At 75.7% G+C, this 22,020-nt stretch carries 21 protein-coding genes and 1 pseudogene; 11 read left to right on the top strand and 11 right to left on the bottom strand.

Going from position 1 to position 22,020, the window contains the following annotated elements:
- The first annotated feature begins 95 nt into the window (after positions 1-95).
- Positions 96-2,174 carry a protein meaA gene (locus EDJALFJO_RS29805; RefSeq protein ID WP_088289961.1) on the top strand — a complete coding sequence of 693 codons (2,079 nt, stop codon included), beginning with the start codon at positions 96-98 and terminating at the stop codon, positions 2,172-2,174.
- A 33-nt stretch (positions 2,175-2,207) separates the two neighbouring features.
- On the opposite strand, the gene EDJALFJO_RS29810 is transcribed toward EDJALFJO_RS29805, so the two are convergent.
- From EDJALFJO_RS29810 to nucS, 6 genes are all read right to left on the bottom strand, one after another.
- A complete protein-coding gene (locus EDJALFJO_RS29810) occupies positions 2,208-2,861 on the bottom strand; it encodes a hypothetical protein (protein ID WP_088289962.1) in 654 nt (217 codons plus the stop codon).
- A gap of 397 nt (positions 2,862-3,258) precedes the next feature.
- Positions 3,259-4,449 (bottom strand): MalY/PatB family protein, encoded by a 1,191-nt coding sequence (locus EDJALFJO_RS29815; RefSeq protein ID WP_143448869.1) that lies wholly within the window; start codon positions 4,447-4,449, stop codon positions 3,259-3,261.
- A gap of 39 nt (positions 4,450-4,488) precedes the next feature.
- Positions 4,489-5,466 (bottom strand): FAD-dependent oxidoreductase, encoded by a 978-nt coding sequence (locus EDJALFJO_RS29820; protein WP_088289966.1) that lies wholly within the window; start codon positions 5,464-5,466, stop codon positions 4,489-4,491.
- Positions 5,467-5,548: 82 nt separating this feature from the next.
- Positions 5,549-6,364 (bottom strand): META domain-containing protein, encoded by an 816-nt coding sequence (locus EDJALFJO_RS29825; RefSeq protein WP_143448870.1) that lies wholly within the window; start codon positions 6,362-6,364, stop codon positions 5,549-5,551.
- Positions 6,365-6,471: 107 nt separating this feature from the next.
- The gene (lepB, locus tag EDJALFJO_RS29830) at positions 6,472-7,059 is read right to left on the bottom strand and encodes a signal peptidase I (RefSeq protein ID WP_088289970.1); all 588 of its coding nucleotides are present in this window, start codon (positions 7,057-7,059) and stop codon (positions 6,472-6,474) included.
- Position 7,060: 1 nt separating this feature from the next.
- A complete protein-coding gene (gene nucS / locus EDJALFJO_RS29835) occupies positions 7,061-7,756 on the bottom strand; it encodes an endonuclease NucS (RefSeq protein WP_088289972.1) in 696 nt (231 codons plus the stop codon).
- 159 nt (positions 7,757-7,915) lie between these two features.
- On the opposite strand from nucS, the gene EDJALFJO_RS29840 reads away from it, so the two are divergent.
- Both EDJALFJO_RS29840 and EDJALFJO_RS29845 read left to right on the top strand, forming a co-directional pair.
- Complete coding sequence (locus EDJALFJO_RS29840) at positions 7,916-9,691, top strand: 3-hydroxyacyl-CoA dehydrogenase family protein (protein ID WP_088289974.1); 1,776 nt, start codon at positions 7,916-7,918, stop codon at positions 9,689-9,691.
- Between the two features lie 168 nt (positions 9,692-9,859).
- Entirely contained in the window at positions 9,860-10,498 is a 639-nt protein-coding gene (locus EDJALFJO_RS29845) for a hypothetical protein (protein ID WP_088289976.1), read from the top strand.
- Between the two features lie 24 nt (positions 10,499-10,522).
- Here EDJALFJO_RS29845 and EDJALFJO_RS29850 read toward each other — a convergent pair whose 3' ends face one another.
- Positions 10,523-11,314, bottom strand: coding sequence for an SDR family NAD(P)-dependent oxidoreductase (locus EDJALFJO_RS29850; RefSeq protein ID WP_088289978.1), 792 nt, complete (start codon positions 11,312-11,314; stop codon positions 10,523-10,525).
- Positions 11,315-11,436: 122 nt separating this feature from the next.
- Between EDJALFJO_RS29850 and EDJALFJO_RS29855 the strand changes: the two genes are divergently transcribed.
- Both EDJALFJO_RS29855 and EDJALFJO_RS29860 read left to right on the top strand, forming a co-directional pair.
- A complete protein-coding gene (locus EDJALFJO_RS29855) occupies positions 11,437-12,666 on the top strand; it encodes a CdaR family transcriptional regulator (RefSeq protein WP_088289980.1) in 1,230 nt (409 codons plus the stop codon).
- Between the two features lie 174 nt (positions 12,667-12,840).
- The gene (locus tag EDJALFJO_RS29860; RefSeq protein ID WP_088289982.1) at positions 12,841-13,674 is read left to right on the top strand and encodes an alpha/beta fold hydrolase; all 834 of its coding nucleotides are present in this window, start codon (positions 12,841-12,843) and stop codon (positions 13,672-13,674) included.
- 48 nt (positions 13,675-13,722) lie between these two features.
- Here the strand turns inward: EDJALFJO_RS29860 and EDJALFJO_RS36615 are convergent.
- Positions 13,723-13,904 (bottom strand): annotated as a pseudogene (locus EDJALFJO_RS36615) (zinc ribbon domain-containing protein); the annotation flags it as partial.
- Between the two features lie 321 nt (positions 13,905-14,225).
- Between EDJALFJO_RS36615 and EDJALFJO_RS35890 the strand changes: the two are divergent.
- From EDJALFJO_RS35890 to EDJALFJO_RS29890, 5 genes are all read left to right on the top strand, one after another.
- The gene (locus tag EDJALFJO_RS35890; protein WP_233150115.1) at positions 14,226-14,801 is read left to right on the top strand and encodes a SigE family RNA polymerase sigma factor; all 576 of its coding nucleotides are present in this window, start codon (positions 14,226-14,228) and stop codon (positions 14,799-14,801) included.
- Positions 14,798-15,856 carry a hypothetical protein gene (locus tag EDJALFJO_RS29875; protein ID WP_088289986.1) on the top strand — a complete coding sequence of 353 codons (1,059 nt, stop codon included), beginning with the start codon at positions 14,798-14,800 and terminating at the stop codon, positions 15,854-15,856. Before EDJALFJO_RS35890 ends, EDJALFJO_RS29875 begins: the two co-directional genes overlap by 4 nt.
- 85 nt (positions 15,857-15,941) lie before the next feature.
- Positions 15,942-17,039 carry a YcxB family protein gene (locus EDJALFJO_RS29880; protein ID WP_088289988.1) on the top strand — a complete coding sequence of 366 codons (1,098 nt, stop codon included), beginning with the start codon at positions 15,942-15,944 and terminating at the stop codon, positions 17,037-17,039.
- Positions 17,036-18,175 carry a hypothetical protein gene (locus tag EDJALFJO_RS29885; protein WP_088289990.1) on the top strand — a complete coding sequence of 380 codons (1,140 nt, stop codon included), beginning with the start codon at positions 17,036-17,038 and terminating at the stop codon, positions 18,173-18,175. Before EDJALFJO_RS29880 ends, EDJALFJO_RS29885 begins: the two co-directional genes overlap by 4 nt.
- Positions 18,176-18,218: 43 nt before the next feature.
- Complete coding sequence (locus EDJALFJO_RS29890; protein WP_233150116.1) at positions 18,219-18,548, top strand: hypothetical protein; 330 nt, start codon at positions 18,219-18,221, stop codon at positions 18,546-18,548.
- Between the two features lie 38 nt (positions 18,549-18,586).
- Here the strand turns inward: EDJALFJO_RS29890 and EDJALFJO_RS29895 are convergent, their stop codons facing one another.
- The gene (locus tag EDJALFJO_RS29895; protein WP_143448871.1) at positions 18,587-19,117 is read right to left on the bottom strand and encodes a hypothetical protein; all 531 of its coding nucleotides are present in this window, start codon (positions 19,115-19,117) and stop codon (positions 18,587-18,589) included.
- Positions 19,118-19,173: 56 nt separating this feature from the next.
- On the opposite strand from EDJALFJO_RS29895, the gene EDJALFJO_RS29900 reads away from it, so the two are divergent.
- A complete protein-coding gene (locus EDJALFJO_RS29900; RefSeq protein WP_198950767.1) occupies positions 19,174-19,974 on the top strand; it encodes an alpha/beta fold hydrolase in 801 nt (266 codons plus the stop codon).
- Here EDJALFJO_RS29900 and EDJALFJO_RS29905 read toward each other — a convergent pair.
- Both EDJALFJO_RS29905 and EDJALFJO_RS29910 read right to left on the bottom strand, forming a co-directional pair.
- The gene (locus EDJALFJO_RS29905; protein ID WP_088289994.1) at positions 19,971-20,699 is read right to left on the bottom strand and encodes a 2'-5' RNA ligase family protein; all 729 of its coding nucleotides are present in this window, start codon (positions 20,697-20,699) and stop codon (positions 19,971-19,973) included. The two genes, EDJALFJO_RS29900 and EDJALFJO_RS29905, sit on opposite strands and share 4 nt — an antisense overlap.
- 37 nt (positions 20,700-20,736) lie before the next feature.
- A complete protein-coding gene (locus EDJALFJO_RS29910) occupies positions 20,737-22,002 on the bottom strand; it encodes a cellulose-binding protein (RefSeq protein WP_088289996.1) in 1,266 nt (421 codons plus the stop codon).
- Between the last annotated feature and the right edge of the window lie 18 nt (positions 22,003-22,020).

Raw genomic sequence — 22,020 nt, forward strand, 5'->3', positions numbered from 1 at the left:
GCGCGGGGCCCTGACCGCCGTCCGGACCCGCCGGTAGCGTCACGAGCACGGCCGCGTGCGCCACTGGCACGCGCCGACGCGCCGGGAGGCCACCGATGAGCGACACGACGAACCGCCGTCCGAAGGACCGGCCGTGGGTCATGCGGACCTACGCCGGCCACTCGAGCCCGGCGGAGTCCAACGCGCTGTACCGGCGCAACCTCGCCAAGGGCCAGACCGGGCTGTCGGTCGCCTTCGACCTGCCGACCCAGACCGGCTACGACCCCGACCACGTGCTCGCCCGCGGCGAGGTCGGCAAGGTCGGCGTGCCGGTGTCGCACGTCGGGGACATGCGCGCGCTCTTCGACGGCATCCCGCTGGCGCAGATGAACACGTCGATGACGATCAACGCGACGGCGATGTGGCTGCTCGCGCTCTACGAGGTCGTCGCGGCGGAGCAGGGCGCGGACGTCGCGGCGCTCGCGGGGACGACGCAGAACGACATCATCAAGGAGTACCTGTCGCGGGGCACGTACGTGTTCCCGCCCGGGCCGAGCCTGCGGCTCATCACCGACATGGTCGCCCACACGGTCGCCGACCTGCCGCAGTGGAACCCGACGAACATCTGCAGCTACCACCTCCAGGAGGCGGGCGCGACGCCCGTGCAGGAGGTCGCGTTCGCGATGTGCACGGCCATCGCCGTGCTCGACGCCGTGCGGGCGAGCGGCCAGGTGGACGACGCCCGGTTCGGCGAGGTCGTCCAGCGGATCTCGTTCTTCGTCAACGCAGGCGTGCGGTTCGTCGAGGAGCTGTGCAAGATGCGCGCCTTCGTCGAGCTGTGGGACGAGATCACCCGGGACCGCTACGGCGTGACCGACGCGAAGCAGCGCCGGTTCCGGTACGGCGTCCAGGTGAACTCGCTCGGGCTCACCGAGGCGCAGCCGGAGAACAACGTTCAGCGGATCGTCCTGGAGATGCTCGCCGTGACGCTCTCCAAGAAGGCCCGGGCGCGCGCCGTCCAGCTGCCGGCCTGGAACGAGGCGCTCGGACTGCCCCGGCCGTGGGACCAGCAGTGGTCGCTGCGGATCCAGCAGGTGCTCGCCTTCGAGTCCGACCTGCTCGAGTACGAGGACCTCTTCGACGGGTCGGTCGTCGTCGAGCGCCTCACGGCCGAGGTCCTCGACGGCGCACGCGCCGAGATCGACCGGATCCAGGCGATGGGCGGCGCCGTCGCGGCCGTCGAGAGCGGCTACATGAAGTCGGCGCTCGTCGCCTCGCACGCCCTGCGCCGGCAGCGGGTGGAGTCCGGCGAGGACGTCGTCGTCGGGGTCAACCGGTTCACGACGACCGAGCCGAACCCGCTCACCGCGGACCTCAGGACGGCGATCCAGACCGTCGACCACGCCGTCGAGGCGCACGCCGTCGAGGCGGTGCGGGCCTGGCGCGCGCAGCGGGACGCGACCCCGGAGGGCCGGGAGGCCGCCGAGAACGCGCTGCGCCGCCTCGTCGAGGACGCGAAGACCGACACCAACCTCATGGCCGCGAGCCTGGAGTGCGCCCGGGCCGGGGTGACGACGGGGGAGTGGTCGCAGGCGCTGCGCGGGGTCTTCGGGGAGTTCCGGGCACCGACCGGCGTGACCGGCGCGAGCCAGCCGGCGGCCGGGCTGTCGTCGGCCGGGACGACGACCGCGGCGCTCACCGAGGCCGCCGACGCCGCAGGCCGCGAGCTCGCGGCCGTCCGGGAGGCGGTGCGCCGCACCGGCGAGGAGCTCGGCGGCCGGCTGCGGCTGCTCGTCGGCAAGCCGGGTCTCGACGGGCACTCGAACGGCGCCGAGCAGGTCGCCGTCCGCGCCCGGGACGTCGGGTTCGAGGTCGTCTACCAGGGCATCCGGCTCACCCCGGAGCAGATCGTCGCGGCCGCGGTCGCCGAGGACGTGCACTGCGTCGGGCTGTCGATCCTGTCGGGCTCGCACCTCGAGCTCGTGCCCGAGGTGCTCGCGGGCGTGCGGGCCGCCGGGCTGGACGACGTCCCCGTCGTCGTGGGCGGCATCGTGCCGCCGGACGACGCGGAGCTCCTCGTCGCGCAGGGCGTCGCGGCCGTCTTCACGCCGAAGGACTACGGGCTCACCGAGATCATGGGCCGCATCGTCGAGCAGATCCGCGCCGCGCGCGGCCTCGCCCCCCTTCAGGGCTGAGCCGCGCGCGGGCGCGAGCTGTCGGGCCCGACGTCACCAGCCGCGGCGGCGGGTGATGGTCAGCGCGGTGCCGAGGGTCTCCAGGAGCGCGAGCGAGGTGCGGATCATCCGGTCGGTCTCGGCCGGGCCCGTCTGGTCGGCCCACGACACGAGGTCGTGCCGCACCTCGTCGCGGACGGCGTCGAGATCGATGCAGCGGCGCACGTAGCGGGTGCCGGCGTCCGGCTGCTCGAAGCCGCTCGCGAGGTCGAGGACCGCCGGGCCGAGGGCCGCGACGGTGTGCGCCGTCGCGACGACGGTGTAGGCGGCGGCGGCGCAGCGGACGTCGTCCGCGGCCGTCACCGGGATCGCGACGAGGGTCGGCCGGGTCGCCGGCGCGTGGTCGCGCAGGTCGGCGCTGAGCATCGCCCGGACGCCGGTGCACGAGGGGTCGACGGCCGCGACCGGCCACGGCTCGGTGGCCGCGGGGCCGGTCGGGAGGGGCACGACCGACCACCCGGAGGTCGCCCGCCGCAGCCAGCCCACGTAGGCGGCGCGCGAGGAGGCGGCCGTGACGTCGGCGAGGTGCTCGGTGACCTGCGAGCGGGCGTGCCACGTGATGCTGTCCAGGGCGGCGAAGAAGCCGAGCCGGCGGACCTCCGCCTGCACCCGGTGGTCCTCGACGCGGACGTCGTCCTGCTGGGTCATGGTCATGCGCCTCAGATCGGCCGTCCGGGTGGCCGGACGAACGCTCCGGGGTCGATCATCACCCGTTCGGCGTAACGTGCGGGCGCCGTCCTCTGGTGGGTCAAGCACGCTAGGGCCACTGGGTGGGGTGCGGGAGGCACCAGAGGTCGCCTCAGACGGGCACGCGGCTGGGGTTGGTGCCCGTCCTCTGGCGGGTCAAGCACGCTAAAACGCACTTTTGAGGTGTTCTAGACACCAGAGGATGGAGGTGACGTGCATCCGTCACCAGAGGACGGTTCACGTCGGGTGCGGTTCCCGCCAGAGGACGCCCTTGTGCGGTGCACATCCCGCCAGAGGACGGCGGGCGAGATACGCGGGCGGGGCGAAGGCAGGGCGCTGGGGGACGGGGACGTAGCCGTCAGACGGTCGGGGCGGGCCAGGCCTTCGACAGCCGGCGGACGACCTCGGTGAGCCGGTCGGCGGACGTCGCGAGGTTGACCCGGACGAAGCCGGTGTACCCGTCGCCGAAGTCGCGGCCCGGGTTGACGCTGACCTTGCCGTCGCGCAGCGCGGCGACGGCCGGGTCGGGCAGGTCGTAGGCGCGGGCGTCGACCCAGGCCAGGTAGGTGGCCTCCATCGGGGTCCAGCAGGCATCCGGCAGGTGGGCCGAGAGCAGGTCGCCGAAGAGGTCGCGCTGCGCGGCGAGGTGGGCCACGAGCGAGTCCAGCCACGGCTCGCCCTCGGTGTACGCGGCGACGGTCGCGACGATGCCGAGCGGGGAGAGGCCGTGGTTGGCGACGTGCGCGACGCCGGTGAGGGTCGCGAGGTCGGCGGCGTTCCCGGCGACGACCTGGGCGCACTTGAGGCCGGGGATGTTCCAGGCCTTGGACGCCGCGACGATCGTCGTCACGTGGTCCGCCGTGCCCTCGACGGCGGCGTACGGGGTGTGGACCGCGCCGGGCAGCGCGAGCGGGGCGTGGATCTCGTCGCTGAGGACACGGCCGCCCTCGTAGCGGGTCACGACATCGCGCAGGCCGGCGAGCTCGGCGGGGGTGAAGGCGCGGCCGAGCGGGTTGTGCGGGGCGGCGAGGAGCACGGTCCGGGCGCCGGCCGCGAACGCGGCGTCGACGGCGTCGAGGTCGAGCGCCGGGCGGCCCGCGTCGTCGACGACGCACGGCACCTGGACGACCTGCCGCCCGGCGAGCGGGACGACGTCGAGGAACGGCGGGTAGGTCGGGGTCGGGACGACGACCGGCGCGTCCGCGCAGAGGGTCTCGAGGACGAGCCGGACGCCGGCCATGACGTCACCGGTGGGCAGCACCCGGGCCGGGTCGACCTGCCAGCCGAACCGGCGGCCGAGGAAGGCGGCGGTCGCGGCGGGCAGGTCGGTGTGCTCGGGGAGCGCCGGGTAGCCGAACATGCCGCGGTCGACGGCGGCGCGGACGGCGGCCAGCACCGGCGGGCACGGCCGGCAGTCCATCTCGGCGACCCACGCGGGCAGCACGTCCGGGGGCTGGTAGGTCCACTTCACCGACGCGGCGGCGCGCAGCTCCGCGTCCGGGACGTCGAAGTCGCACAGCGCGGCGGCGGGCACGGGATCGGCGGTCACGGCCGCAGTCTCGCACCCGGCGCCGCCGCCCGGCGAGCCTCAGAACAGGACGGCGGCCGGCTCGGTGAGCTGCGTGACGAGCCCGAGGACGTCGTCCGCGCAGCCCCACGCCACAGTGAGCCCGATGCCGCCGTGGCCGTAGCAGTGCACGACCGGCGCCGGTCGCCCGTCGTCGTCCGTGCGGCGCTCGACCTCGACCCGGACCGACGGCCGCGCCGGGCGCAGCCCGACCCGGTGCGCCCGGACCGGCAGCGTCGCGATCTCGGGGACGACGGCGGTGGCCCGGGCGAGGATCGCCGAGGCGGTCCGCGGGTCGGGGGTGGTGTCCCACTCGCCGTCCGCCAGGGTGCCGCCGACGACGAGGTCGCGGCCGCGGGGGACGACGAACGTCAGGTCGCCGTCGGCGCCGTCCTCGTCGCACCACCAGTGGGTGAGCCCCGGGTCGTCCAGGACGACGACCTGGCCGCGCACCGGGTGCACCGACGGGTCGGCGGCGAGCATCCGGGCGGCGACGCCGGTGCAGTTCACGACGACCCCGCGGCCGGGGAGCGCGGCCAGCGGCAGCCGGGTCAGGCTGCCGCCGGCGGCCTTCAGCCGGGCGACGAGGTAGGGCAGGTAGTGGCCGGTGTCGACGAGCGGTAGGGTCGTCGCCCACGAGCGGGTCCAGCCGACCGGGGGCTGCGCGACCGGGTGCGGGTCGACGAGGTCGTGCAGCGGGGCGAACCACGGCGGCTCGGCGGCGGCCCGGCGGCGCAGCACCTGACCGGGCATGACCCGCACGCCGGTGCGCTCGTCGTCCGCCAGCGCGGTGAGCTCCGCGTGCGTGGCGCGGGCCCAGCGGAGGACGTCCGCGACCGGTTCGACGAGCGCCGGCATCCAGAGCCCGCCGGCGACCGCCGACGTCGTCTCGGGCGGCAGGTCGCGCGCGAGCACGTCGACCTGGTGGCCGGCCTCGGCCAGCCGGACGGCGCACGTCAGCCCGACGACCCCCGCGCCCACGACGACGACCCGTTGCACGCTCACATCGTGCCCTGTCGGCAGCGCGAGCGGCAGTCCGAGCCGAAACCGGATGATCCGGCGGGGTGACCGGTGTCCGGGGTCAGGGCGCGGCGGTGAAGCCGTAGCCGGTGTCGCCGCGCATGAGGGTGAGCCGGTCGCCGTCCACGGTGGCGGTGATCGCGGGGCCCGTGAGGAAGTCACGCAGGAGCGAGTCCTGCACCGACGCGTCCTGGTCGCAGTCGCCGGTGGCTCCCTCGGGACGTCGGAGGTCGGTCACGGTCACGGTGTCGCCGTCGACGCGGTACGCGCCGGTGACGTCGAGGCAGCCGGCGTTCCCGGTGAGGTCGCCGCCGTCCAGGCGCAGGAAGGAGCCCTCGACGACGCTCGAGGCCGACTCACCGGCGAAGGCGGTGTCGAGCACCCACCGGGTGCCCTCGAGCGGTCTGTCGACGACCGGGGCCTCCCGCCCGAAGGTCAGCTCGACGCCCTCGCCGGTGAGGACGAGCCGGTCGCCGGTGACGGTAGCCCGCGTCACGGCGGCGAACGCGTCGAGGTAGCCGCGTTCGAGCGCGGAGACGGCGGGATCCATGCACGCCATCTCGGTCATCGCGATGCTGCCCGGCCGGAAGCCGCTGCCGGACGCCGCCACGTCGCCGGAGTAGGAGTTGCACGCGGCCCGCCCGCTCACGGCCCTGCCCTCGACCGTGAGCGTCACCGGCGACCCGTCGACGAGGACCAGTGCACCGGCCGGCCCCGTGCCCGACGTCAGGACCCAGTCGCCGTCCGGACCCGCGGCCGCCGGCTGCGTCGACAGGGCATCGCCCCCGCCGCACGCCGTGAGGGCCAGCGCGGCGAGGGCGAGGGCGAGGAGCAGGCGCGGCCGCCGTGCGGGCCGGCCGGAGCGGTTGCGGGACATCGGGTCCACCCTTCCGTGGGCGCCCGGCGGGCGCCGTCCGCTCCGAGGACGCCGCGACGCGGCACCCTGTTGCACAGGCGTCCGGTCCGGTCGGGGCGGACCGAGGTTCAGGGCCTGCCGGTGTCGCGCAGCGTCGTGTCCATCGGGCCGAAGCCGCCGGGCGGCCACAGCCGGAAGCCGACCGTGCCGACGACCGCCGAGACCGGCAGCGTGCCGCCGGTGCCGTCGTCCGTGCGCGAGCGGGAGTCGACCGAGACGCCGCGGTTGTCCCCGACGAGGAAGACCCGCCCGGCGGGCACGGTCACGTCGAACGGGGCACCGCCCTCGACGGTGGTGCCGTCCGCGGCCCGCACGCGCGGCGCGCCGGCCTTTCCGCCGAGCGCGACGCCGTCCACGGTGATCCGGGCGTCGGCGTCGCAGCAGACGACGCGCTGCCCGGCGGTCGCGACGACCCGCTTGACGACGAGCGTCGTCCCGCCGTCCGGCGACCACTGCGGGGCGTCGACGACGACGACGTCACCGACGCCCGCCGTCCGGTCCTTCGAGTCGGCGAGGAACCGGTCGCCCGGCGCGATCACCGGCACCATCGACGGGGTCGCGACCGCGACGAGCCGGTACCGGTAGGCCGTGTACCCGAGCCCGGCGGCGAGGGTGACGGCGACGAGCGTGGCGACGACCCGCAGGAGGCGGCGCACCTCAGAAGAGCCGGTGCTCGGACGTGTCGTGGCCGCGCAGGGTGTCGTAGTCGACGGTGACGCAGCGGATCCCGCGGTCGGTCGCGAGGACGCGCGCCTGCGGCTTGATCTCCTGCGCCGCGAAGACGCCGGCCACGGGGGCGAGGAGCGGGTCGCGGTTGAGCAGCTCGAGGTAGCGGGTCAGCTGCTCGACGCCGTCGATCTCGCCGCGGCGCTTGACCTCGACGGCGACCGAGGCGCCCTTCGCGTCGCGCAGGAGCAGGTCGACCGGGCCGATCGCCGTCGGGTACTCGCGGCGCACGAGGGTGTACCCCTCGCCGAACGTGTGGACGTGCTCGGCGAGCAGCTCCTGCAGGTGCGCCTCGACCCCGTCCTTGACCAGGCCGGGGTCGACGCCGAGCTCGTGCGTCGAGTCGTGGAGCACCTCGTGGAGGTGGACGACGAGCCGGTCGTCGGTCTTGCCGTGCTGGACGGTCCAGACCTGCTCGATGCCCGCGGCCTTCGCGGCGTCGTCCGGCTCGGCGACGGTGAGCTTGGCCGGGGGGCTCATCCAGTTCAGCGGCTTGTACGAGCCGCCGTCGGAGTGGACGAGCACCGACCCGTCGGCCTTGACGAGGAGCAGGCGGGTCGCGAGGGGCAGATGGGCGGAGAGCCGGCCGGCGTAGTCCACGGAGCAGCGGGCGATGACGAGGCGCACCCGAGGGAGGGTAGTCGGACGACGGGGCCCGCCGGGGGAGGGGAGGCCGGGGAGTGTGGCGTGCGCCGCATTCTCGGGCACCCGGGAGAGGGGGTCGGTGCGCCACGATCGAATCGGCCGGGGCTCTGCCCGGTCGCGTCCGTCCAGGAAGGGACCACCATGTCGCGCGAGATCAGCACCGTCGCCGTCGTCGGGCTCGGCACCATGGGTGCCGGTATCACCGAGGTGCTCGCGCGCAACGGGTACGCGGTCGTCGCCGTCGAGGTGGACCCGGCGTCCCTGGCCCGGGGACGCGACCTCGTGACCGCCTCGACGACCCGCGCGGTGACCCGCGGCAAGCTCTCGCCGGAGGACCAGGCCGCGCTCGTCGGCCGGATCACCTTCTCGACGGCCCTCGAGGACGTCGCCGCGGCCCAGCTCGTCGTCGAGGCCGTCCCGGAGCACCTCGACCTCAAGCGGGAGATCTTCGCCAAGCTCGACTCGGTCTGCGGGCCCGACACGATCCTCGCGACGAACACCTCGAGCCTGTCGGTCACGGAGATCTCCGTCGCGACCGCCCACCCGCGCCGCGTCGTCGGCCTGCACTTCTTCAACCCGGCGCCGGTGCAGAAGTTCGTCGAGGTGGTCCGGACGGTCGTCTCCGAGCCCGCCGCCGTGGACGCCGTCGTCGACCTCGCGCGCGCGCTCGGCAAGGAGCCGGTCGTCGTCGGCGACAAGGCGGGCTTCATCGCGAACGCCCTGCTCTTCGGCTACCTCAACCACGCGGTGTCCATGGTCGAGCAGCGCTACGCGAGCCGCGAGGACGTCGACGCGGCGATGCGGCTGGGCTGCGGCCTGCCGATGGGCCCGCTCGCGCTCATGGACCTCATCGGGCTCGACACCGCGTACGAGATCCTCGACTCGATGTACAAGCAGGGCCGCGACCGCCTGCACGCCCCGACGCCGATCCTCAAGCAGATGGTCACGGCGGGACTGCTCGGCCGCAAGTCCGGCAAGGGCTTCTACACGTACGAGAAGCCCGGCTCCTCGACCGTCGTCGCCGACGACCGGACGCCGGCCGACGGCGCCGCCGCCGAGGGCGCCCGTGCCGTGCAGAAGGTCGGCGTCGTCGGCTCGGGGACGATGGCGACCGGCATCGTCGAGGTCTTCGCCAAGGCCGGCTTCGACGTGCTCTTCGTCGCCCGCGGCGAGGACAAGGTCGCCAAGGTGACCGCGCAGCTGACGAAGAGCCTCGAGAAGGGCGTCCAGCGCGGCAAGCTCACCTCCCAGGCCCGCGACGAGGCGCTCGCCCGGGTCATCGGGACGACGGCCCTCGACGACCTCGCGGACGTCGACCTCGTCGTCGAGGCGGTCGTCGAGGACCTCGCGGTCAAGCGGGCGCTCTTCGAGAACCTCGACGAGATCTGCCGGCCGGGCGCCGTCCTCGCGACGACGACGTCCTCGCTGCCGGTCATCGAGTGCGCCGCCGTGACGAAGCGGCCCGGGGACGTCGTCGGGCTGCACTTCTTCAACCCGGCGCCGGTCATGCGGCTCGTCGAGGTCGTCCACACGGTGGCGACGTCCCCGGACGTCGTCGCGACCGCGCTGGCCGTCACGCAGAAGATCGGCAAGCACCCGGTGACCTGCGGGGACCGGGCGGGCTTCATCGTCAACGCCCTGCTCTTCCCCTACCTCAACGACGCGATCCGGATGCTCTCGGAGAACTACGCGACCGCCGACGACATCGACCTCGCGATGAAGGCCGGCTGCGGGTACCCGATGGGCCCGTTCGAGCTGCTCGACGTCGTCGGGCTCGACGTCTCGCTCGCGATCCAGCGGACGCTCTACACCGAGTTCCGCGAGCGGGGCTGGGCGCCGACGCCGCTCCTGGAGCACCTCGTGACGGCCGGCTACCTCGGCCGCAAGACCGGCCGCGGGTTCCGCACCTACGCCTGACGGGCGTCCCGCCGGGTCGGACGGGACCCGTTGATCCACAACGGGTTCCGTACACGACCCGCTCAAGGCCGGGGCCGCTTCGGCCGATGCCGTGGCGTGACGAGTCGCACGCAGGGCGGTGTCCCTCTGCCCTCGCGCGGTCGGCGTACCCGGTGCCAGGGTGGTGCCGTGGTTCGGGGGCTCGGGGACATCGTGCGCGCGGCGGCCGACGGGTGGTTCCCGCCGGGCGACGGGTGCCTTGAGGTCGTCCCGCCGTACCTGCCCGGCGTCGAGGCGATGGTCTCGTTCACCGCGCACGCCGTCGCCGCGACGGCCCTGCCGCTCGACGTGCTCCTCGACGCGGGTGCCGACGGCCTCGCCGGGGCGACGTCCGGCAGGGTCATGGAGACGATGGCCGGCCCGTACGGCGAGCTCGACGTCCTCGACGTCCTCCTCGTGAACCGGGGCACCGGCCGGTCGACGCTGCCCGAGCGGGGCGACCTCGCCGACCACCCGCGGGCCCGCTACGCGCGGGGCTGGCGCGCCGACGTCCACGTGCACGGCGACGAACGCGGCGTCGTGACGATGTCCCGCGGGCTCGGCGGGCTCGCCGAGGTCTCCTTCGAGGTGCCGGACGGCGCCCGCGGCGAGGGCCGCGGCCGCTCGCTGCTGCGGGACGCCCTCGGGCTCGTCGTCGCCGGCGACCCGGTGCTCGCCGCCGTCGCGCCGGGGAACGCGGCGTCCCTGCGGGCGGCGCTCGCCGCCGGGTTCGTGCCGCTCGGGTCGGTGCAGCTCGTGCGGCCGGGGCGGCCTCGGCGCCGGGTCTGACCGGGCGGCCGGCCCGGGCCCGGCTCAGCCGCAGCGGGCCGAGAGCCCGCCGTCGACCGGCAGGCAGACGCCGTTGACGTACGCGGCGTCGTCCGAGGCGAGGAACAGGGCGGCGCGTGCGACGTCCCACGGGGTGCCCATCCGCCCCGTCGGGCTCAGCGCGTCCCGGCGGGCCCGCGCCTGCTCGGCGGTGAGGCCCTCGGCGCCGAACCCGGCCGTCAACGGGGTGTCGATGAGCCCGGGGAGGACGGCGTTCGCCCGGATCCCCCGACCGGCGTAGGTGAGGGCCAGCGACACGGTCAGCTGGTTCACCGCCGCCTTGGTCGCGCTGTAGACCGGGTAGACGTACCCGGTGTCGCGGATCCCGGCGACGGACGAGACGTTGACGATCACCCCGCGGCCGGCACCGAGCATGTGCGGCAGCACGGCGCGGCACGCGAGGTAGACGCTCGTGAGGTTGACGGCGAGCGTGGCGTCCCAGGCGCTGCGTGCGAGGTCGACGACCGATCCCGCCGTGACGATCCCGACGTTGTTGTGGAGCACGCCCGGCACCCCGACGTCGGAGGCCACCGAGGCGACGACCCGCTCGACGTCGTCCTCGACCGTGACGTCGGCCGCGAACCAGACCGCCCGGCCGCCCTCGGCGCGGATCCGACCGGCGATCTCCTCGGCGCGCGCCGGGTCGCGGTCGACGGCCACGACGACCGCACCGGCCCGGGCGTACGTGAGCGCGGCGGCCTGGCCGTTGCTCAGGCCGTCACCGCTCGACCCCGCCCCGAGGACGAGGACGACGCGGCCGTCGAGGCTCGCGTGCATGGCCCTCCCGTCGTCGTGCGTCCACCGTCGCCGGTCGGGCGGGTCGCGGCGACCGTCGGACGGCGGGATCCCCGTCTCGGGATTCCTCGCTCTGTAGGAGTGTCGCTGCGTACGATCCCGGCATGGGTCACGGCGACGTGCAGCGGGTCGTGGACCGGCTCGCCGCCGAGCTGGCCCGCTCCGTCGTCGTCGACGACCCAGCCGTCCGCCCGCTCTGCACGAGCCCGCACTACGGCGACGAGGACGAGGTCCGGGTCCGTGCCGTCCTCCAGCGTGACCCGGGCCCGGACGCCGTCGGGCACGTCCTCGCCCAGGGCGTCACGACCTGGACCCGGTCCGGGGTGATCCCGGCCCGGCCGGACATCGGCATGCACCGCCGGGTCTGCGTACCGGTCCGCTACCGCGGCGAGCTGCTCGGCCTGCTCCTCGTCATGGACGCCGACGCCTCGCTCACCGAGCCCGAGGTGCTCGCCGTCGAGGCAGCCGCCCGGGAGGTCGCCGCGTGGATGGTCGGGGAGCGCCGGGCGGACGACGCGGCCTCGATCGCGGGCGAGAGCCTCGTCGCGGGCCTCGTCGCCGACGAGGCGCACGAGCGCCGGGCCGCGCTCACCGGGCTGCGCGCCGCCGGGACCGTGCCCGTCGAGGGGCCGGTCGTCGCGACCGTCCTCGCGGTCTCACCCGCGGGAGCACCGTTCGACCCCGAGCACGCCCGGATCGCCGTCCGGCACGCGCTCGCAGATGCCCGGCGCGGCCTGCGCGGCCCGGCGCTCACCGCCGTCCGTGACCTGCGCGGGACGTTGCTGCAGTCGGGGCCGGGGACGGTGGACGCGGCCCGGGCCGCCGCGCTCGCCCGGCAGATGGTCGCCGCGGTCGTGCGTGTCGGCGAGGGCCGCATCGCCTGCGTCGCGGGCCTCGGCGAGCCGGTCGACCGGCTCGAGGACGCGTGGGTCTCGCACCGCCAGGCCGTCGTCGCCGCCCGGGCCGCGAGCCGCCCGGGGGGCCGGCCGCGCGGGGTCGACCCCGGCGCGACCGTCGTCGCGTGGCGGGCCCTCGGCGCGTACGGCATGCTCCTGCAGCTGCCCGACACGGCGCTCGACGAGGCCGCAGTCCCCGCCGCGGTGCGCGCGCTGGTCGCCGCCGATCCGCGCGGGCGGCTCGTCGAGACGCTGCGCAGCTTCCTCGCCCACGGTGGCTCGGCCCCGGCGACGGCGGCCGCGCTGCACATCCACCGGACCTCGCTCTACTACCGGCTCGACCGGATCCGGGACCTCGCCGGCGTCGACCTCGACGACGGCGAGACCCGGCTCGAGCTGCACCTCGGGCTCAAGCTCCTCGACCTCGTCGGAGGCTGACCCGTCCAGCCGTCGGCTTTGCGACAGAGCGAGGAAAACGCGGCGGCCGATCCCACCGGTGATCGGTGTCCCGCCGTCCCGCTGCGGACGACACTTCCGGCAACTGCAGCGTCGCAGGGCACCTCGCGCCCGACCGGTCGCTGCGCCACCGAGCGCGAGGAGACGTGCGTCCGCATGGGGACCTTCACGACACGCGACGGCTGCCCGCTGGACTACCGGGTCACCGGGGAGGGCGAGCACACGCTCGTCCTGCTGCACGGCTGGTCGCAGTCCCAGGCGATGTTCGACCGCGTCCGGCCCGCACTGGCGCAGGGCCGCCGGGTCGTGAGCCTCGACATGCGCGGCCACGGCGAGTCCGGCCGCTCGACGACCGGCGCCCGGATCTCCAGCCTCGCGGCCGACCTGCACGACCTCCTGGGTCACCTCGGCGTCGACAGGGCGAGCTTCGTCGGGCACTCCATGGGCGCGTCCGTGCTGTGGAGCTTCGTCGACATGCACGGCACGTCGCGGGTCGAGTCGCTCGTCGTCATCGACCAGCCGAGCGTCTGCGCCGTGCTGCCGTGGATGACCGCCGAGGACGGCGCGGACGCCGGGGCGATCCTCGACATGGCCGGGGCCGAGGGCTTCTGCGCCGCGCTGCTCGGGGCGGACTCCGGCGCGACCCGCGAGGGCTTCCTCGCCTCCATGCTCCGCAAGGACATCCCCGCGGACGACTTCGCCTGGCTGCTCGCCGAGAACCTCAAGTTCGACGTCGGCTGGGGGACCAGGCTCCTGCTCGACCACGTCATGCAGGACTGGCGCGACGTGCTGCCGCGGATCGACGTCCCCACCCTGGTCATCGGCGGCGAGGTGAGCCACGTCGACGCCCGGTCGCAGCGGTGGACGGCGGCGCAGATCCCCGGGGCCCGGCTGCGGGTCTTCACCGCAGAGGAGGGCGGGGCGCACTTCCCGTTCTTCGAGGGCCCGGCGGCGTTCCTCGCGGAGGTCGACGCGTTCCTGCCGCGCTGAGGCGGCGTCCGCCCGTCGCGAGTCCGGAGGGCGTCAGCCGCAGCAGCNCCGCCGCCCGCCGGGCGGGCGGCCGCGCCGGAGGCCCGGCCAAGGACGCCGACCGTCGGCAGCAGCCGGACGGTGTCGTCGTGGCCGTGCGGGCAGGGCGCGGGCTCGTCGGCCTGCGCCATCGGGCGGGAGACCTCGAAGGTCGTCCCGCAGGCGCGGCAGCGCACGTCGTAGGTCGGCATGCAGCCATCATGCATCGTCGGTGGCCGGTGCGGCACGGTCCGGCCACGGTCCGGCCGGTCCGGCCCGGTCCGGGGTGGCGGCGCGCTAGCGTGATCGCCTGGTGCCGCGGGCGGGCGGCCCGGGTGATTCGTCGTCCGGGCGTGCAACGTGCGGCACCGGCGCGGCGTCGTCCGGTCGTGAGCGTCGACACCGCGTCCCTCGAGCTTCCGTGGCTCGCCGGCCGTCCGGGACAACCCCGGACGCCCGTCGTGCGTGCCACGGGTGCCCTCGGGGTGCAGGCACCGGACCGGCCGGTGCCCGGAGCGGGAGGTGCGCGCGGCGTGGCGGTCGATGCGGCGGTCGCCGAGGCGTTCAGCGCCTGGGCCGCCGAGCGCGGCCCCGCCCTGGTGCGCCTGGCCCGTGGCCTGCTGCGCGACCCGCACCAGGCCGAGGACGTCGTCCAGGACGTGCTCGCGAAGGTGCTCGTCCAGTGGTCGCGGGTCAGCGGCGCGGACGACATGGACGCCTACGTGCACCGGATGGTCGTCAACCAGTGCACCTCGTTCTTCCGCCGCGCGTCGAGGCGCCGCGAGTTCGCCCACGGGCCGGACACGCTGCCCGACCGCGGCGTCGCGGACCCGACCGGTGCTGTCGACGACACCGACCGGCTCGTCGGCCTGCTGCGCCGGCTGCCGACGAAGCAGCGCACGGTCCTCGTGCTGCGGCACTACGAGAACCTGCCCGACGCGCAGATCGCCGCGATCCTCGGGACGAGCGAGGTGACGGTGCGCTCGAACGCCCACCGTGGGCTCGCGTCGCTGCGGACGATGGTCGAGGCTGACCGTGCGCTCGAGGCGGCGGCGGAGAGCGGCAGGAACGGCAACGGCGACGGACGAGGGGCGGGTGAGCGGCGGTGAGCAGCACGGCTCCTCGCAGCGGCGGCCCGCTCGACGACGACGAGCTCGAGCGGGCGCTGTCGGCCGGCCTGAGCCGGGCCGTCGACGGCGGCGTCGACACCGCGGCGCTCGTCCGCGGTGCGCACGCCGGTGCCCGGCGGATCCAGCGGCGGCGGACGGCGGTCCGCGGCACCGTCGCGGCCCTGTGCGTCGTCGCGGTCGTGCCGTTCGGAGTCTCGGCGCTCGGTGGTGGCGGCCTCTCGATGGCGACGTCGGACACCGCGGCCGGGGGTGCGGCGGCGCCCGAGGCGGTCTCGGGGTCCGCTGCTGCCTCGGGGGAAGGAGAGCTGGCCGGCGGTTCCGACGGCCCGGTCTCGGCGCCCGGCCCGGTCGAGACCTCGGTCCGCGCGGCGACCGGGTCCACCAAGGTTGCCGACGGGACGGATCCCGTTCAGGGGGAGCAGTTCTCCGCGGCCACCGGTCTGCGTCGGTCCGGCGGCCAGGTCGTCGTCGGTGACCCGGACCTGCTCGCCGCGGGCGACCTCGGGCTGGCCCCGGTCTCGGTGGCCGACGACAGCGCCGGGGCGGCCTCGACGAGCACGACCGTCGTCCGGCTCTGCGGCTCCGGGACCCCCGGCGAGGTGCTCGCCCGCGGCGGCCGGACCGTCACGTGGGCCGGCCCACAGGTCGGCGACGGGGCCTGGACCGTCGCGACGTCGGTGCGGGTCTTCGCCGCCGACGGCGCCGCCCAGCAGCTGGCCTACCTCGAGCGCAACGTCGGGCCGTGCGCCCAGTCGCCCGGCGTCTCGCGCGCCGGCGTCGACGGCCTGCCCGGGGACGACGTCCTCGTCGCGGTCCTGCCCGAGAGCACGGACGGCGCCGTCACGGTCGTCGGCGCGGTCCGCCGCGGCAAGGTCACCGCGGGTGTCGAGGTCGTCGTCCCGCTCGGCGCGGCGGCGACGTCCGAAGCGCGGCGGGCCGCCGGGGTGGCCCGGGTGCGGACCCTGCTCACGACGGCGTACGAGCGGCTCGAGAACCTCTCGGCGGAGGCGCAGAAGGACCAGACGCTGCGCTGAGCCGTGCGGTGCGCACGGGCGGTCGGGCGGGTGACCGTGCTCCGATCCCGCCTCCGGGCGGGCCGGCGGGTGTCATGATCGCGCCGTGGCCCAGGAACGCGACGTCGTCACCGTCACGACGACCCTCACCAAGCCCCACGTGACGGCGCTGCTCACCGCGTTCCCGAGGATGCACCTGCGGCGGCTGCGGCTGGCGGCGCTCGTCGGCCTGGTGGCCCTGACGACGGTCGTGGCCGGCGACCTCGTCACGTTCGGCGGCGTACGGACCGCGAGCCTCGTCATCGCCGCCGTCGTCACGGTGCTGGTCTCGGTCATGCTCCTCGGCGCCCCGTGGCTGCAGAGCGCACGAGCCGCCGAGCGGGCCGGGGTCGGGGTGGCCACGACGTGGACCTTCACGCCCGCCGGGCTGACGACGCGGTCCGTGCTCGGCGAGAGCGAGATCGGCTGGGACCGGGTCGCGGACCTGCGCCGCACCCCGGAGGTCGTCGCCATGCTGTGGCGCCCGCAGATGTGCGCTACCGGGCTGCCCACCGGGGCCCTCGACGCCGCGGCGTTCGAGCGGGTCAGCGGGTGGTGGCGGGCTGCCGGACCGGGCGGAGCGGCAGCCGTCGCGACTGCTCCTGCGGACCCGGGCGGCACGTGGGGCGGCCCGGTCTGGGACGACGCCGTCGTCGTCCACGGCCCGATGACGCTGGCGGCGATGCGCCGGATGCAGCTCGCGATGATCCCGCGGCGCACCCTCGTCCTGCTCGCCGGGGCGCTGCTCCTGCTCGCCGGGCCGGTCCTGCTCACGGTGCTCGTCGGCGGCCCGGGAGCGCTGCAGCGGTCCGACGCGGGGTCGCTGCTCGTCGCCGTCATCGCCTGCGTCGGTGTGCCGCTGCTCGTCGACGTCTCGACGCGCCGGGGCGTCCGCCGGCTCGGCGGGGCCGACTCGGCGTGGCGGGCGACCCCGACCAGCCTGACGCTGCGGACGCCGCTCGGCCGCTCCGAGGTGCCCTGGGCCAGGGTCGACCGGGTCGTGGAGCGCGGCGGCTTCCTCGTCGCGTCGACGCGACGGCCCCGGACGGCGATCGCGATGCCCACGACGGGTCTGTCGGCCGAGGACCTGGACGCCGTCCGCCGCTGGGCCGCCGCGCACGGGGCCCGGGTGGCGGGTGCCGCCGTCCGGCCGTCGTCGTCGTGACGCCCGACCCGGCGACGATGACCGGTACCCCGATCGAGGTCGTCGTCACGCTGACACGGCGCGAGGCCGTGGCGGTCCGGCGGGGGACCGGGTCGCTCACGCTGCGGCTCCTGCGCTGGGCGGCCATGGTCGTCGTGCCGTCCGCGGCCGCCGGGGGCGCCATCGCGCTCGGCAACCGGGCCGGGGGGCTGTTCGTCGGGGGCGCCTGCGCGCTGACGATCGCAGTGACCGGGTTCGGCCCGGTCGTGCTCCGGCCGTGGTGGGAGCCGTGGCGGACGCCGCGGGTCTGCGGGGTCGGCGTGCCCGTCCGCTGGGTGCTCGGCCCGGACGGTCTCACGCTGGAGTCGGAGCTGCCGTCCGGGTTCATGCCCTGGCGCGTGGTGCGGGACGTCCGGGTCGCCGGGCCGCTCCTCGTGCTCCGGCAGCGGCGTGACCGGTGGTGCGCGGGCGTGCCCGTCGCGGCGCTGGGGCCGGGCGGTGCCGAGCGGGTCGTCGCGTGGTGGGCGGCGGCGCGGGAACGCCCACGGCCGGCGGTCCCCGACCTCGCCGACGGCCCGGAGCCCGCCCGGGTCGGGGCGGAGGCGAGTGCTGACGGTGCCGGGGACGTCGTCATCCTGCGGGCGCCGGTGACCCGGTCGCTGGCCCGGCTCGGGCTCTGGAAGGACTACGTCCTGCAGCCGCTCCTCAGCGTGGTCGTCCCGCTGGGGCTCCTGGGCATCCTTGTGGCCTCGATCGCGTCGCACGAGCCGTTGGCCTCCGTCGGCGTCGTGGGCAGCGGTCTGGGGCTCGTCCTCCTGGCGGCCGGCGCGGCCGTCGGCGAGGTGGGCGTCCGGAGCGCGGCCCGGTCGGCGCCGCCGCAGTCCTGGCGGATCGGGCCGGCCTCGGTCGGCGTCGCGGTCGCCGACGCGTGGAGCCACACCCCGTGGGGCGACGTCGTCGTGGTCGTCGCCTCGCCGTGGGGCGTGCTCGTCCGCTGCCGGACCCCCGAGCACGTCCACGTCGTCCCCACCGCGGACCTGCCCGCCGCGGACGTCGACCGCATCGTCGGCTGGGCCCGCGCCGCGGGGGTGCCCGCCGCGGACCGGCGCACCCTGCGGACGGCGCTCGCCGCCCGGCGGGTGACCCCCGCTCGGTGACGCCGGTGCGTGCGCGGCCGGCGGCGCACGGGACACTGGGGGAGTGCCCCGCAGCAACCAGCCCCGTCGCCGCGGCCGTCGTCCGGCGTCGGCGCCCGTCGACGACGAGGCGCTCGCCGACCGGGACCGGCTGCTCGCCGGGGTCGGCCGGCGGGAGACGCACGCGGACGGCGAGTGGTTCGTCCGGACGGTGAGCGGCGCGGCGTCCACGAAGACCTACCGCTGCCCCGGCTGTGACCACGAGGTCGTCCCCGGGACGCCGCACGTCGTCGTCTGGCGGGCCGACGCGGTCGTCGCGTTCGGCGGCCTGGACGACCGCCGCCACTGGCACACGCCCTGCTGGTCGGCCCGCGGCCGCCGCGGCCGGCGCTGATCGCTGCCTGCGGGGCATCCCCGACGGCAACCTGCCGCTCAGATCTCCCCGGAGACAGGAGGAGTGGGGTCTGCCTGCGCGGGTGCGTCGAGATGCCACGGTGTGATGGCCCAGGACCTCGCGGCCGGCAGGTCCATCGCCGTGTCCGTCTGGACGAGCGTGACGAAACGTCTCCCACCAACGGCGGTCTGCCAGGCATGTTCACAGACGAGGTCGATGAGTCCTTGCGCGTCGGTCCAGCAGGACGTCGCGAAGGTGTCGAACCCTCGCAGGACGAGTGCCACGCCCGACGACCGGTCCAGTGCATCCGCGAGCCCGGCGGCGAGCCCTTCGTGCAGGCACTGGAAGTTGTCGTGGCAGCAGGCAGGGAACGCAGAGGCCAGATCCGCGAACATGTGCCGGCTGGTGGTCCACGAGGCGTCGACGTCGACGACGTGGTACCCGTTCGATGCGAGCCACGAGACCACGTCCTCCAGGGCGACGAGGTCGTGGAACAGGCGAACCGGGGACCGGCGCATGAGGCGGTGGTCGATCCGCTCCTTGTCCCCGGGGAGGTCGTAGCCGGCCATCTCCACATCATGGCCGCTCCGCCGCCCTGTTCTCACCGGGACTAGATTCGGTCGTCGTGAGCGGTGACGCAGGGGTGCAGGTCCGGACAGAGACGTACGGCGACGCGACGGCGGACCCGCCGCTCGTGCTGCTGCACGCCTTCCCGCTCGACGCCTCGATGTGGGACGGCGTGGTGCAGGGGCTGGGCGGCCTCGGCCGGGTCGTCACCGTCGACCTGCCGGGGTTCGGTGCGGCGCCGCTGCCGACCGCCGCGCCGTCGCTCGACGCCGTCGCGGACGCCGTCGTCGGGGCGATCGACGCGCTCGGTCACCCCCGGGCGACGTTCGCCGGCTGCTCGATGGGCGGCTACGTCGCGCTCGCCGTCGCCCGGCGGCACCGCGGCCGGGTGGCGGGGCTCGGGCTCGTCGACACCAAGGCGGAGGCGGACGGCGACGAGGCCCGGGCGAACCGGGAGCGGATCGCGCTGGCCGTCCTGGGTGAGGCCGGGACCCGCGCGCTGCTGCCGATGCTCGACACGCTCCTCGGCCCGACGACGCACACGGGGCGGCCGGACGTCGTCGAGGCCGTCGGCGGGCTCGTCCGTGGCGCCGACCCGGCCGCCGTCGCCTGGGCCCAGCGCGCGATGGCGGGCCGCCCCGACTCCACCGGCACCCTGCCCGGGCTGGGCGTGCCCGCCGCCGTCGTCGTCGGCGAGGAGGACGGCGTCACCGGGCCCGACCAGGCCCGGGCGATGGCCGCCGCCCTGCCGGACGCCGTCCTCACGGTCCTCCCGGGGGCCGGGCACCTGTCGCCGGTCGAGCGGCCGGAGGCGGTCGCCGCGGCGCTCGCCGGGCTGCTCGTGCGGGTGCGGGGCTAGGGCCCGCCGCCGGCGAGGGGGAACGTGGCCCAGCGTTCGGGAGCCATGCAGCGCAGGCCGGGCCGCTCGACGTACCGCGACCGGACGACGTCGAGCCGGGTGGCGGTGAAGCGCACCGGGGCGACCGAACGGTGGGCCGCCACCCAGTCGACGAGGCGGTGCGGGTCGAGGACGTCGTCCGCGAGGTGCAGCAGCGTGCTGTGGACGATCGTGCGCGCGCCCGGCGGCTCGAACGCGCCGTCCGCCCCGAGCTCGGACCCGAGGGCTGCCGCCATCGCCGCGAACGTGCCGTCCGTGGGCTCGAGCTGCGCCATCACCGCGATCGGCGCGAGCGTGACCCCCGTGACCCGCAGCGGCACGGGCGGAGTGCGGGCGGCGACGCGTGCGACGGCCTCGATGCACCGGCGCAGGAACGGGTCGTCGGGGCGGGCTGCCTCGCGGTAGGCCTCGAACGCCCGGACCGTGACGTGGACGGCGTCCGGGTGGCCCGTGCGGAAGTGCCCGGGGCCCGCCGCGACGGCCGCAGCCTCGGTGAGGCCGGCGAACAGGGCCGCCGCGTCGTCCGGCACCCGCAGCACCGCCGTGACTCCCCACCGGCCGCCGTCGACCGGCACCTCGTCACGCTGGTGCCGGCCGGCGAGCACCAACGGGGCCGCGGCCTCGAAGAGCGTGTCGAAACGGCGGACGGCGCCGGCCCCCGAGGGGAGCCGGCGCCGTCCGTCCATCGTCGGTCCGGGCCGGGGCCCGGTGCCTGTCAGATCGTCACTTGGCCGGGACCGAGTCGTCGGCCGGGAGGACGATCGTCTGGTCGCCGTCCGCGATGTCGCCCGCGGTCGGGACCTCGTTGTTGCCCTGGCCGGGGACGGCCGCGGCAGCAGCGGCCAGGCTGGCCAGCTGCGGGGCCGGGCCGGCACCGAGCAGGTGACGGAGCTGGTCGAGGTGACCGGTGATGCTGTCTCGCTGACGGATGAGCTCGTCGACCTGGCGCTGCGCCGCACGGCGGTTGCGCTCGGCCTCCGCCTTGGCCTCGGACAGCGCCTTGTCGGCGTGCGCCCGGGCCTCGGCGATGACCTGGTCGGCGTTGCGACGCGCGTTGGAGACGAGCATCTTCGCGTGCTCGTCGGCCTCGCGGCGGACCGTCTCGGCCTGCTCGAGCGCCTTCGCGGCCCGCTGCTCCGCCGCGGCCGCACGCTGCTCGGCCTCGGCCACGAGCTGGGTCGCCTGGGCGACGGCCTGCTCGTGACGCTCGGCGTCGAGCCGCTCGGCCTCCTCGCGACGGGCAGCGAGCTTGACCTCGAGGTCGGTGCTCATCTGCTCGACGCGGGCGCGCGTCTCCTCGTGGTGCGCCTGGGCGGCCGCACGGAGGTCGTCGGCCTCCTTCTTCGCCGCGGCGCGCAGCTCGTCGACCTCGCGCTTGGCGGCCGCACGCAGCTCCGTGACCTCGCGCTCGGCGGTCGCCCGCATCCGGGCGAGCTCGCGGTCGACCGTCGTCCGCTTCTCGCTCGTCTCGTGCTCGGTGACGCTCTTGAGGCGGGCCGCGTCGCGCTCGGCGATCGCGAGCATCTCCTCGGCCTTGCGGGTCGCCGTCGCGACGATCTCCTCGGCCTCGGTGGTCGCCGACTGGCGCACCTCCGCCGACTCCCGCTGGGCGGTCGCCGTCATGTCCGCCGACTCGTTCTGGGCGGCGGCGCGCATCTGCGCGGCCTCCACCCGGGCGGCGGCGATCATGTCCTCGGCGTCCTTGGTCGCCGCCGCGATGACGTCGCTCGCCTGCTCCTCCGCGAGGCGCAGGAGCTGCTCGATGCGGGCACCGAGACCGCTGTACGACGGCCGCTCCACCTCGCGGAGCTGGCGGTGCGCCTCGGCGACCTCCCCGGCGAGCTTCATGGCCCGGGCGTCGACCTCCTCGACCCGGGCACGGGCATCGCGGAGCGCGGCCTCGAGCACCGAGATCCGCTCGTCGACCTGGATCTTGTCGTACCCGCGCATGACCACGGTGAAGTTCTGCTGGCTCTGGTCGCCGGCCACGTTCGAGACCTCCTCGGC

Source organism: Kineosporia sp. A_224, from assembly GCF_002198655.1.
In the GTDB taxonomy this organism is placed as follows: Bacteria; Actinomycetota; Actinomycetes; order Actinomycetales; family Kineosporiaceae; genus R-H-3.

Bases quoted from the DNA above. Each gene is read 5' to 3' on its own strand.
- EDJALFJO_RS29895 (WP_143448871.1), bottom strand. From the start codon at position 19,117: ATGGCCGGCTACGACCTCCCCGGGGACAAGGAGCGGATCGACCACCGC.
- EDJALFJO_RS29905 (WP_088289994.1), bottom strand. From the start codon at position 20,699: ATGGACGGACGGCGCCGGCTCCCCTCGGGGGCCGGCGCCGTCCGCCGT.
- EDJALFJO_RS29850 (WP_088289978.1), bottom strand. From the start codon at position 11,314: ATGCACGCGAGCCTCGACGGCCGCGTCGTCCTCGTCCTCGGGGCGGGG.
- EDJALFJO_RS29810 (WP_088289962.1), bottom strand. From the start codon at position 2,861: ATGACCCAGCAGGACGACGTCCGCGTCGAGGACCACCGGGTGCAGGCG.
- EDJALFJO_RS29805 (WP_088289961.1), top strand. From the start codon at position 96: ATGAGCGACACGACGAACCGCCGTCCGAAGGACCGGCCGTGGGTCATG.
- EDJALFJO_RS29825 (WP_143448870.1), bottom strand. From the start codon at position 6,364: ATGTCCCGCAACCGCTCCGGCCGGCCCGCACGGCGGCCGCGCCTGCTC.
- EDJALFJO_RS29860 (WP_088289982.1), top strand. From the start codon at position 12,841: ATGGGGACCTTCACGACACGCGACGGCTGCCCGCTGGACTACCGGGTC.
- EDJALFJO_RS29855 (WP_088289980.1), top strand. From the start codon at position 11,437: ATGGGTCACGGCGACGTGCAGCGGGTCGTGGACCGGCTCGCCGCCGAG.
- EDJALFJO_RS29840 (WP_088289974.1), top strand. From the start codon at position 7,916: ATGTCGCGCGAGATCAGCACCGTCGCCGTCGTCGGGCTCGGCACCATG.